Origin of the sequence: Cyclobacterium jeungdonense, assembly GCF_010994275.1 — a bacterium.
Classification (GTDB): domain Bacteria; phylum Bacteroidota; class Bacteroidia; order Cytophagales; family Cyclobacteriaceae; genus Cyclobacterium; species Cyclobacterium jeungdonense.
In genome coordinates, this window is record NZ_WMCD01000006.1 from 149,013 (window position 1) to 161,741 (window position 12,729).

Consider the following 12,729-nt stretch of genomic DNA (forward strand, 5'->3'; position numbering starts at 1 on the left):
AAATGAAAAAATATTCTAACATAACATTCCTTTGCTTAAGCATTTTGCTGATCAGCACTGCCTGCGATGAGGAATTTCTTAACAAAACGGACCCTACCGTGCTGGTGTCTGATAATTTTTACCAGACCGAAACCCAGGTGATTCAGGCTGTAAACGGGGTGTATGGGCAATTGAGGCCCTGGCATCTTAATCAATGGCAGTATACAGAGTTCATATCTGACAATGCTACCCTTCACTTTAATCCGGGAAACAGAGGTCAGGGGCCAAGTTTGGAAGCGCTTGAATTTTGGCAGTACAATCCAGCCACGGGCAATATCACCAATTTGTACAATAGTACGTATGGGATAATGGTCAACGTTAACACGACCCTGAGTAAATTACCCGAATCCAATGCGAGTGAGGCGATCAAAAACAGATCAGAAGGAGAGCTTAAATTAATAAGGGCCTACCTTTATTTTCACTTGGTGCAACATTTTGGCGATGTTATAATCATCACCGAGCCCGTAAGTTCCCCGGCAGAAGCGTTTGAGTACAACAGGCAACCGGTAGAAACGGTGTATCAGCAGATTATCTCAGACCTGAATTTTGCAGTGAATGCCCTGCCGACAAGTTATGAATCCGACGAAGTTGGCAGAGTAACGAAAGGTGCTGCTTTAGCCTTGCTGGGCAAGGTTCACCTGACAACAAAGAATTATTCAGAAGCAATTGACGCCTTAAATCAGGTAACCACCCTGGGCTATGGTTTGCTTGACGACTATGAAGACATCTTTGACCCGCAGAATAAGAATCACCAGGAATCGATTTGGGATATTCAGTACCAGGGAGATAACGAATTTGGTGTCAATAGTAACTTTATATACACCTTTGCGCCACGGGAATCCTTCGGAGCTGTAATCGATTTTCCCGGTCAGGAAGGTGGGGGCTGGAATACGCCCACGAACGAAATCATTGCACTATATGAGGAGGGTGATTTGAGAAAAGAGGTTTCTTTGAAAGAAGGGTATACCAACCTTGAGGGAGAGTATGTCGGTGTTCCCTATATCAACAAATACAACCACCCCCACTCCATTAGAGGGGTCACCAACGATAACTTTCCGGTATTGCGATATGCGGACGTACTATTAATGCTCGCGGAAGCGATTAATGAGGTGAATGGACCCACCGAAACGGCTGTTGGTTATCTGAATGATGTCAGAGAAAGGGCCGGTTTGGATCCGCTTAGTGGGTTGGGTAAAGAGGCTTTTAGAGAAGCAGTCCTTACGGAGAGACGGATAGAGCTGGCTTTTGAAAATCATCGATGGTTTGATCTGAAACGAACGATGGGGACTCAGGAGCTGGTGACCTTTCTTAATGCTTATGGCTTACGAGAGCGTGCAAATCCTACCACTTCAAGGGGCGGAATTCCTTTTTCCACCAACGACTTTATCTTCGAGGCCCATGAGATATTGTTTCCCATACCTCAGGATCAAATTCGGATAAATTCCTCGCTGAGCCAGAATCCGGGATATTGAGATTAGAATTGAAAAAAATAAAAAATCTTCCGTGATAAACTGTGAAAAACCGTTTGTTTCGGGAGATTTTTTTTATCCGCTATTTTTTAATTTCAGTAGGAAATTTCCTATCGCGGTAAGATTACCGCAGTGGCTTCCGATAATGCTTTCGATTCCATCACAAACAAAAATAAATATTATCAAATTGTTTTAGATCGAGTATTTATTTATTAAATGGTGCCTTTTTCAAGAGGAGTGATTGAAAAACGATTCAGCACAGTGCAGGATAGTTCAGTGAAAGGAATCCGTTTTATTTAAGAGAATTTTCACAACTCGTGTCGTGAAAGGTTTAATAAATCCATTCATTTAACCTAATTATTATGAAAAAAGATTGTTACCCAATTTTGGATAGCAGGCGCCTGATTGCATTCATGGCGGCCATGCTATTGACTTTCGTTTCTTATGCGCAGAGCACCGTCTCGGGTGTGGTGCGTTCAGAGGGAGACAATGAAACGTTGCCGGGAGTTTCTGTTCTGGTAAAAGGAACTACTCGCGGAACGGTCACCGACCTGGACGGTAGGTTTCAGGTAGAAGCCGCTGCCGGTGAGGTGCTTTCCGTCAGCTACATCGGATACGCAACGCGGGAAATTCCCGTACAGGGAGGCCAGACAGAATACGAAATTGTTCTTGAGTCTTCCATGAGTGATCTGACTGAGGTAGTAGTCGTCGGATACGGTAGCCAGTTAAAGAAGGAAATCACGGGATCGGTACAAACCATCCAGGGAGATGACCTGATGGACATACCCGCTACGCAAATGGCCCAGAAGCTTCAGGGACAACTTGCCGGAGTGCAGATCAACCAGACCACAGGTAAACCCGGTCAGGGAATGAACGTCCGGATCAGGGGACAGTTATCGGTTTCTGCAGGAAGTGACCCGCTATATGTAGTTGATGGTTTTCCTATTACGGGAGATATTTCTACGTTGAATCCGGATGAAATTCAGGACATTACCATTTTGAAAGATGCAGCATCTACCTCTTTGTATGGATCCCGTGCTGCAAACGGCGTGGTTTTGATAACGACAAAAAGAGGGAAAGCCGGACAATCCTCCGTGGCCTTGAATGTGTACACAGGATTGCAAAATGTGCCTCACTACAACCGTCTGGAAATGATGGATGCGGTAGAATTTGCCCAGTTTAAGAAGGAATATTTTGAAGATGCTGGAAGACCTGTGCCGGAAATGTTCCAGAACCCCTCCCAGTATGAAGGAAAGACGCAGGATTGGTACGATGCCTTATTGCAGACAGCGCCAATAACAAACTACAACCTGACGATCAACTCCAATACCGATAAAATGCGAACTTCAGTGGTGGCAGGCTATTTTGATCAGGAAGGTGTGGTCTTAAATACCGACTACGAACGGTTTTCATTGCGATTAAACACTGATTACACGGCTTCAGATAAGCTGACCATGGGTTTTAACCTGGCTCCGACTTATGTACGAGACAACACTCCCAGAACAGATGGATCCAGAGGTACCGGTATTTTGTTCAATGCGTTGCATACCTGGCCTAATATGCCGATCTACGATGATAACGGAGAGTTGACGTATTTCAATAGATTCCCAAGTGAGACGGGTAATATTTTCGCCTATCCTAACTACGTAAGATCTGCACTGGAAATCACCAACGAAACCAAACAGACCAATTTGTTGTCTAATGCGTATATACAATATGAGCCTATAGAAGGTCTCGAGATCAAATCCACCATTAACGCTGAAATCAGAAACAGCAAATATTTCTATTTCAATCCCTCTACTGCCACACCCGGTATGAATGTGGCCATCCCTACAGTGGCTTCCTCTGTTCGGGATAACCGGGAGATATTTAGTTGGTTGAATGAAAATACAGTGACGTATACCAAGTCCATCAACGACCACAATTTCCAGTTGTTGGGAGGTTTTACCAACCAGAAATACCGATTGGACCGTACCCAGGTGGCCGCCAATACCTATGCGGATGACCGTCTGCCTACCGTACAGGGAGCGATTAATATCAATAGAGGAAGCACCATATCGGATGTGCAGGAATGGGCATTAACTTCCTTTCTTAGCCGATTGACGTACAATTATCAAGGTAAATACCTGTTGACAGCAGCCATAAGGGCGGATGGTTCTTCCCGCTTCGGCTCTGAAAACCGTTGGGGGGTGTTCCCTTCCGTTTCTGCCGGTTGGGTCATGTCAGATGAAGGTTTTTTGAATACCAGTGATAAGGTTTCCTTCGCCAAAATCAGGGGTAGCTATGGGGTCACCGGTAATAACAACATCGGTAACTATACCCAGTATGCCCTGGTAAACAATACGGTAAACCATGTATTCGACAATTCTGTGGTTCCGGGTGCAGCGGTCACTTCACTGCAAAACCCCTTCCTGGGATGGGAAACCACCCAGCAGTTTGACATCGGATTGGATTTGGGATTGTTTGACGACCGCATCCAGTTTGTTTATGATTTCTATACCAAAAATACCACCAACCTATTGTACAACGTGCAGATTCCTCAAGAGGCCGGGTTCGGCAGCTTTACCGATAATATTGGTGAGATCAAATTCTGGGGACATGAATTCGCCATCACTTCACGAAATACCCAAGGCAGACTGGTTTGGACTACCAATGCTAATATTTCTTTCAACCGTAACGAGGTAGTGGATCTTGCCGAAGGTATTGACCGTGTGTATGGCAACGTTCACATTACACAGGTTGGACAGCCATTCGGACAATTCTATGGATTGCGTAAGCTGGGAAATTACATGAATGAGGAAGACCTGAACAGTTCCCCGCAGGTACCCGGCCGCTCTACCGTTGGTTCTATTAAATTGGAAGACATCAATGGTGACGGCATCATTACCATTGGCGGAGATAATGATGATCGTACGATTATTGGCAATCCTTTCCCTGATTTCACCTACGGAATCACCAATAATTTCCGATATGGAAAGTGGGACCTGAACATCATCGGCTCCGGTTCCTATGGAAATCAGTTATACATGAGGCATTTGTACAGTACAGCTAATTTGGATGGTGTGTTCAATATGGTACAAAAAGCCACCGAGCGCTTCCGTTCTCCCGAAGATCCGGGTGATGGAATTTTCGGAACCACCGTGGGTGGAGGCAACGTAACCGGTATTGAGAGAGATTGGGCCAACAGCAACTTTGTCTGGGATGCTTCCTTTTTCACTATCAAAAACATAACTCTGGGATACAATCTGGGGGCAATTGCCAACGTGATTAAGTCTGCTAGAGTCTATGCTGCTGTACAAAATGTGTACATTTTTACTCCTTACTGGGGAGGACCTAACCCAGAAGTTAGTCAGCAAAATAATGGCAATGGCGACGGAGGAAACCTGAGCCAGGGAGTTGACCTTACCGGTTATCCTGTTCCTAGAACCTTTACTGTAGGTGCTAACATCACCTTCTAAAGAAGCTTTTCATCTAAAATTGACTTAAAAATGAAAAAAATACATATCATTCTAGCGTTTTTGGGAATCATGATGTCGGGCTGCGAAGAGTTCTTGACTATTACCCCGGAAACTGCATTGAGTTCGGCTACCTTCTTCAGGACAGAGTCCGACTTTGAACAAGCGGTGAATGCTGCCTATGCGCCGATGAGAACCATCGCAGACAACCGTTCCTGGTTATTGTGCGAAATGCGTTCGGATAATACCATTTATGCACGTAACATCAACTTTGGAGCTACCGAGCAGCAGGAGGACCTTTCTGATCACGCCTTGCCCGAAGCTCAGGGAATAACATCTAATACCCATGTTTTGAATCAATACAGGGAGGATTATCTGATCATTGCCCGGGCAAACCAGATTCTGGACCTGATTGATGATGTGGAGTTCAATCAGGCGTCTAAAGACAACCTGAAAGGTCAGGCGCTTTTCTTACGGGGCTATGCCTATTATGAATTGGCCCGGTATTTCGGAAGTGTGCCCTTGCACCTTACTCCTGTGACCAGCCGGGAAGAAGCAGCATTGCCATTGACTCCCGAAGCAGAGATTTACACGCATTTGATCGGTGACATTCAGTCTGCCATCAATTTGTTGCCTGTACGATCTCAGCAGGGTGTGGGCAGGGCATCCAAAGGTGCGGCCCAGATGTTACTCGCAGATGTGTTTATCACCCAAAAGAGGTGGGGAGAAGCAGAAACCTTGCTGAAGGCGATTGTGAGCAGTGGAGAATACGAATTGATTGAAAATTATGAAGATGTTTTTTCCGAAAGTGTCGGTAATAAAAACAATGCTGAATCTATTTTCGAGGTACAATATCTGGAAGGTCCCGAAGGCTTGAATAGCGACTTTTTGTATGCTTTTATGCCCCGGCCTATTTCCCCCGATGAGTTGCAGCCCATTACCGGAACATCTAATCCACAACCGCTGGATGGTGAAGGAAACAACATTCCTACTCCGGATATTATCGCTGCCTATGAAGAAGGGGATTTGAGAGAGGATGCTTCTATAGCTTACGTGGAAATTGCAGGAAGTGACCGTGACGACAAGGTATATCCATATATTAAGAAGTATGCCAAGCACCATGACCTACATGGCAATCACGGGATAAACTGGCCCATTTACCGCTATGCAGAAGTGTTGCTTTTCCTGGCGGAGGCACTTAATGAGCAGGGTAAAACCGAAGAGGCTGCCGGATACCTGAATCAGGTAAGGGACCGGGCTGGATTGGACGACACCAATGCTTCTGGACAAGAAGCCATGAGAGAAGCCATCTTTAATGAAAGAAGGGTTGAATTTGCCTTTGAAAACAAAAGATGGTTTGACATCACCCGTGCTGACAGGGTGCAGGAGATCATCGGAGATTTTGCAGCCAGGGCTTTGGCCAATCCACAGGATTATTACTATCCTGAGGGAGCTACTTTCAGATCCAATGCGTTTACCAATATCACCAAGTACTATGCGTTGCCAGCTGCCGAAGCAGAGATCACACCTCACTTCTAATGCTACTGGAGGCTTGGAAACGATATAATCCAACCAGATAGGTACAGCGGAAAGCCCATTTGCTTTCCGCTGTTTTTTGGTTAATTATGATCAAAGGTCTAATTTCCACTTTACTGGCTTTATTAAGCAGTAGATTTGGGTTAAATTTAGAGTTGTTTCCCAGGCTATTAAAATGCCTTAAAGGAGAAATTGCCAATTAATAATAACGTATATGTATACCAAAAACTCAATGAAAAACTGGCTGATGGCTGCATTGATCCTCACGATCGTGGGATCTTGCGGTGAGGGCGGTGGAGACCAAAAAGAGGTCGACCCTAAAGTTGCCAAGTTGAAATTGCCCTCCGGCTTTGAGGCGGAGCACCTCTACAGCCCTGGAGAGCATGAACAAGGCTCCTGGGTGGGAATGACTTTTGATGACAAAGACCGCTTGCTAACGGTGGACCAATACGGTGCCATTTATCGGCTAGAGGTTCCGGCCATCGGGTCTGACTCGCTGACACCGAAGGTGGAAAAGCTCATTATAGGAGAAAGTGGAGACGATAAGATTGGAATGGGTTATGCCCAGGCGCTCTTGTATGCCTTCAATAGTCTCTATGTAATGGTTAATCACAGGGCCAACGATGACTTTGACAAAAATACCGGCATTTACCGGCTCCAGGATACCAATGGAGACGATCAATTTGATTCTATAACCATGCTCAGAGAATTTACCGGGAGTCCCGGTGAGCATGGTCCACATAGCATGGTGGTTTCTCCGGATGGCGAATCCATTTACCTGGTGGTAGGAAACCACATTGATGTTCCTGAAATGGATCATTACCGTATACCCAGAGTTTGGCAGGACGATAACCTCATTCCGGAAATCAAGGATCCCAGAGGACATGCCAATAATAGGGGAGCTCCGGGAGGCTGGGTAGCTAAAATTGATCCCGAAGGCACGCATTGGGAATTGATAAGCGTAGGCTACCGTAACCCCTTTGATATCGCCTTCAACGAGGTTGGTGACCTATTTACCTATGATTCCGATATGGAATGGGATTTTGGAATGCCTTGGTATCGGCCGACCCGTATGAATCACGTGACCAGTGGTAGCGAATACGGTTGGAGGACTGGAAATAAAAAATGGTCTCCGGACTATACCGACAATTTGCCTGCAGTTTTAAATATCGGCCAAGGATCCCCTACGAACGTATTTTACGGAACCAATGCCAATTTTCCTGCTGACTACCGACACGCCTTGTATGCCTTCGACTGGAGCTTTGGTATTATGTATAAAATAAACCTGACCCCGGAAGGTGGTTCTTATTCCGCTACCGGCGAGGAATTTATTTCAGGTTCTCCCCTGCCGCTGACGGATGGGGTTATTGGTCCTGACGGGGCGCTTTACTTCATGACAGGTGGAAGAAGATTGCAATCTGATCTATATCGGGTTCACTATACCGGAGACCTAAGCGAAGAAGAAGCCGGCGGGTTAACGGAAGCGGACTTACCGGAGGAACACGGTATCCGGAGAAGCCTTGAGGCTTACCATCTGGGAGAAGACGCAGAAGCCATTGATTTTGCCTGGCCTCACTTAAGCCACGAAGACCGATTTGTACAGTACGCAGCCAGAATAGCCGTAGAGCACCAGCCGCTTTCCGAATGGCAAAGTAAAGCCTTGAATGAAACGGATCCAAGAGCACTGACACAGGCCATTATTGCGCTGGCAAGACATGGAGATGCTTCGCAGAGAGATGCCATGATACAGGCGCTGATGGGAATTGACTACGAATCTTTAAATGAAGAGGATCGGTTAAATCTTTCCAGGGCGCTAGAAGTGGTTATCTATAGACATGGAAATCCAACCGGTGCGGTACGAGACCAGTTAATCAGTTACTTAGACGAACATTTTCCGGCGGAAACAAACAGTCTTAACCGGGTTATTGGTAAAATATTGGTCGCCTTGGAAGCGCCGTCGGCCGTACCGCAGTTATTAACGCTGCTTGAAAATGCGGAGGACGATCCAAATTACCAGAAGACGCTGACTGCTTCCTCAGACCTGATCTTGAGAAATCCGCAATACGGATTGGACATTGCCAATATGCTTGCGAATGTTCCGCCCGCCCAGCAAACGTATTATGCGACCGTACTGGGAGGCGCCAAAGCCGGATGGGATGAAGAAGCATACGAAAAATACTTCAACTGGACGCATAATGCCTTCCAGTATAAAGGAGGAAGAAGTTATGTAGGTTTCATCGATCGGGCTCGAAAGATGGCTTTAAGCACCGTTCCAGAAGGAAAGTTTGATTATTACGATGAACTTTCCGGCGGCAAATTACTTTCAGAGTCCGGGAATGAGATCCTCGTTTCTGACGTACAGCCGGAAGGCCCGGGGAGAAGGTGGACGGTAGAAGAAGCGGCGCCATTGGTACAAAACCTAGAAAACAGAGATCTGGAAAACGGCAAGGCCATGTACAATGCAGCGCTGTGTAGTTCCTGCCACGCCATCGGAGGAGAAGGTGGATCCATTGGGCCCGACCTGACCCAACTGGGTAGCCGCTTTGCACCTACCGATATTTTGGAAGCCACTCTTGATCCTAGCGCCGTAATTTCAGATCAATACGCAGCCATGGTTTTCGTGATGGGAGATAAATCCTCTGTAGTGGGTAGACTGATCCGAGAAGACGATCAAAACTATTACATATCCCAGAATCCTTTTGCCCCTACGATGATCAAGGAGGTTCCTAAGGACCAGGTAACAAGCATCAACGAATCGGAAGTTTCGGTGATGATGCCGGGATTAGTGAATCGTCTTAACGAAGAAGAATTAAAAGATTTGATGGCTTATTTGGTATCAGGAGGCAATCCAAACCACGAGGTTTATCAATAATTATTGCTTATTCTATAATTTTCAGGCCAGGCAGCAATTGTTTGGCCTGAAACCTTTCAACCTAAATCAGCATGCAATGAAGAAATATACTCAAATAGCCTTTTTGGCCGCATTTTCCACCTTGGCATTTGCCTGTGGATCGGGTGAGCAAAGCGATACAGAAACCGAAAGCATCGCCGAAGTTGTTCAGGATCAGGATGATGAAGATGGTTTTGTGCAAATCTTTGATGGAACCACTTTAAATGGCTGGGATGGTGACCCTACCTATTGGCGGGTAGAAGACGGAAGCATCGTGGGAGAAATTACCGAAGAAACCAAACTGGATAGAAATCATTTCATTATCTGGCAAGGCGGGCAGCCGGGAGATTTTGAATTCAAGGCAGAGTTTAAAATTACGGAAGCCGGAAATTCCGGCGTGAATTACCGCAGCGAAATGGTCGAGGACCTACCCTTCGCTCTTCGCGGCTACCAGGCCGATATCGATGGCAAAAACAACTATACCGGTCAGAATTACGAGGAAAGAAAACGAACCACACTCGCCTACATCGGCCAGAAAACCAAAATCAATCCACAGGAAACGGAGGGCGATCTACGGTCCAATATAGAGCGAAATGCCTGGTTGGGACTGGAAGTGGTAGAAGAACTTGGAGACAGGGAAGAAATGAAGAAAGTGGTAAATTCCAATGACTGGAATGAAATCCATATTGTGGCAAAAGGAAACAGGCTGCAGCACTACATCAATGGAACATTGATGAGTGACGTAACTGACGAGGATCCTGCCAACCGGTCTATGAAAGGATATTTGGGCATGCAGGTACACGTGGGGCCTCCCATGCAAGTAGAATACAGAAATATCTTTTTGAAAGAACTTTAGTAGTTTATTTATCCTATCAGGTCATGCTTTTTGGGGAGAAACCAGAAAGAACAGGATAGTTAGAATAACTTAACCATATATATTGTATCAAAAAAAGGTTTATGAATTCCGGATATAATCCCTGGCACGGAAAAGTAGGAAATGTTCATCAGATCGGAGGAATCGAAACCAGTGTTTTGGATAATGGTCCGGGGCGTGGTGTTCGTGTGGCCTGGATAGATACTGGTGCCGGATTGCGCTACCAGGTCGTTCTTGACCGGGGCATGGATATCTCATCTGCTTTTTACGAATCTCATAGCCTTGCCTGGCTCAGTCAGGTTGGAATTACACCTCCTTCTCCTTTTTCCGACAAGGGATTGGATTGGCTTCGGACTTTTGGCGGAGGATTGCTCACTACTTGTGGTTTGAGTCATGTAGGAGGCCCGGAGGAGGATAACCAGGGTCAAAGGGGATTGCACGGAAGGATTTCAAATAATCCAGCGGAAATCATCTCGATCAAACAACCAGACCTACTTGGTGGTGATCTAAACATGCAACTCATTGGAGTTGTCCGGGAGAGCAGAGTATTTGGTCCCCATTTGGTTTTAAAGCGAACCATTTCCGGGATCTTAGGGCAACCTTACCTGAAGATAACGGATGAGGTTATCAATGAATCCAATGTGGAGGCACCCCATATGCTACTTTACCACGTGAATTTTGGATGGCCGTTGGTGGATGAGGGGAGCCAGATCGTATGGAACGGGTCCTGGAAGTCCCGGGATGGAGACTCCCATAACCGGATTTTTAATTCCAGGAACGACTTCAAACGCTGCCCGGCCCCTTTGGATGAACATGCGGGGTTTGGAGAGGATGTAGCATTTATCGATCCGGAAGTAGAAGGTGATAATCGCTCCCGGGCAGGCATCTATAATTCCTCCCTGGGGTTTGCCCTGAGGATGACTTTTGATAAACGCCAATTGCCCAACCTGGTAAACTGGCAACACTGGGGAGAAAATGAATACGTTACCGCATTGGAACCTGGAACCCATCCCCCGATAGGACAGGCCAAAGCCAGAGAAGAAGGTTCGCTGATCCTGCTCAAGCCGGGCGAAAAGCGTACCTATGACCTGATGCTGGATGTTTTGACCGACAGCAAAGGACTTAAATCTTTTACAAACACAAAATAAATAGCATTTACAATAATAAATCAAATAAGAACCTATGAGTTTGGCAAAAAAAGCATTAGAAGAAGGACAGGGTATTTTGCGCCTGTCGCCTACTTGGGTACCCAGATCCTTTTGTGTTCCCGGAAGAAGGATAAAATTACACCCGGATGATTATTACGTTTTGGGAGGCGAAAGAGGAGGAATAGATGAACGATGGCTATCCTCCACCACCGCTGCCGAAAACGGACCCCTTACCGGGAAACACGAAGGATTAAGCAAGGTAATTGTTGGGGCTGAAGGCAAGGAGGAACAAATCCTGCTAAAAGATGTAATCGACGAACTGAAAGGAGAAATCATAGGAACTCGTATTTGGGAGGAGCACGAAAGCTGGCCTATGTATTCCAAGTTTTTTGACAATATGGGTCCTTTACCGCATCACATTCATCATAACGATGAGCACGCAGCTAAAATCGGGATGAAAGGAAAGCCGGAAGCCTATTATTTCCCACCCCAGTTGAATAACCACGGTGGAGATTTTCCTTACACCTTTTTTGGGATTGCCCCGGGTACTACCAGGGAGCAAATCAAAGAATGTCTGATGAATTTTAACAAGGGAGACAATAAGATCACCAGTTTTTCTCAGGCATTTAAGTTGGATCCCGGCACTGGCTGGGACGTGCCTCCAGGCATGCTTCATGCACCTGGTAGTATGTGTACCTACGAGCCCCAAAAGGCCTCGGATGTATTTGCCATGTATCAGTCCCTGGTCAACGAAGCCATTATTCCGGAAGAACTCCTTTGGAAAGGAACACCGAAAGATCGGATGGGCGATTATGACCAGCTGATGGAAGTAATTGATTGGGATCTCAATGTGGATCCTAATATTCTGGAAACGCGGTTTATGGCCCCGATTCCCGTAAAAGATCAATCGGCTATGGAGTCAGAGGGTTATGTGGAAAACTGGATTTGTTACCGTTCGGATGCGTTCAGTGCCAAGGAATTAACGGTGATGCCAGGACAGTCCGTGGTCATTAAAGACCAGGCTGCTTATGGAATGATTATGATGCAGGGACACGGCACCATGGGTGTATGGGACGTGGAGACCCCTGCCCTGATTCGATACGGACAGTTGACACATGATGAATATTTTGTCACGGAAAAGGCAGCCAAGGAAGGAGTGAAAATCAGCAATCATTCCAAGACCGATCCTATCGTTATGCTGAAACATTTTGGTCCGGGAAATCCTGACCTCAATCTTTAATTGACTGGATAAATACGGGTAGAATGCCGCATTTTATGGGATTCTTTCCATTATTTAGTAACTTGAAAAGGTGATCGG

General features: G+C 46.1%; 7 protein-coding genes. All 7 read left to right on the plus strand.

Annotation, left to right across the window (positions count from 1 at the left end; genetic code table 11):
- Positions 1-2: 2 nt before the first annotated feature.
- The 7 genes from GKS34_RS13700 to GKS34_RS13730 all read left to right on the plus strand — a co-directional run bounded on the left by GKS34_RS13700 (position 3) and on the right by GKS34_RS13730 (position 12,651).
- A complete protein-coding gene (locus tag GKS34_RS13700) occupies positions 3-1,511 on the plus strand; it encodes a RagB/SusD family nutrient uptake outer membrane protein (protein ID WP_163385405.1) in 1,509 nt (502 codons plus the stop codon).
- A gap of 359 nt (positions 1,512-1,870) precedes the next feature.
- Positions 1,871-4,966 (plus strand): SusC/RagA family TonB-linked outer membrane protein, encoded by a 3,096-nt coding sequence (locus GKS34_RS13705; protein ID WP_163385406.1) that lies wholly within the window; start codon positions 1,871-1,873, stop codon positions 4,964-4,966.
- Positions 4,967-4,996: 30 nt separating this feature from the next.
- Positions 4,997-6,502, plus strand: a complete 1,506-nt coding sequence (locus tag GKS34_RS13710) for a RagB/SusD family nutrient uptake outer membrane protein (RefSeq protein ID WP_163385407.1) — start codon at positions 4,997-4,999, stop codon at positions 6,500-6,502.
- 211 nt (positions 6,503-6,713) lie between these two features.
- The gene (locus GKS34_RS13715) at positions 6,714-9,371 is read left to right on the plus strand and encodes a PQQ-dependent sugar dehydrogenase (RefSeq protein ID WP_163385408.1); all 2,658 of its coding nucleotides are present in this window, start codon (positions 6,714-6,716) and stop codon (positions 9,369-9,371) included.
- 76 nt (positions 9,372-9,447) lie between these two features.
- On the plus strand, positions 9,448-10,245 hold the full coding sequence (locus GKS34_RS13720; RefSeq protein ID WP_163385409.1) for a 3-keto-disaccharide hydrolase: 798 nt from the start codon (positions 9,448-9,450) through the stop codon (positions 10,243-10,245).
- A gap of 101 nt (positions 10,246-10,346) precedes the next feature.
- Positions 10,347-11,411 carry an aldose 1-epimerase family protein gene (locus tag GKS34_RS13725; protein ID WP_163385410.1) on the plus strand — a complete coding sequence of 355 codons (1,065 nt, stop codon included), beginning with the start codon at positions 10,347-10,349 and terminating at the stop codon, positions 11,409-11,411.
- A 34-nt stretch (positions 11,412-11,445) separates the two neighbouring features.
- Positions 11,446-12,651, plus strand: a complete 1,206-nt coding sequence (locus GKS34_RS13730; RefSeq protein WP_163385411.1) for a cupin domain-containing protein — start codon at positions 11,446-11,448, stop codon at positions 12,649-12,651.
- Positions 12,652-12,729 lie beyond the last annotated feature (78 nt).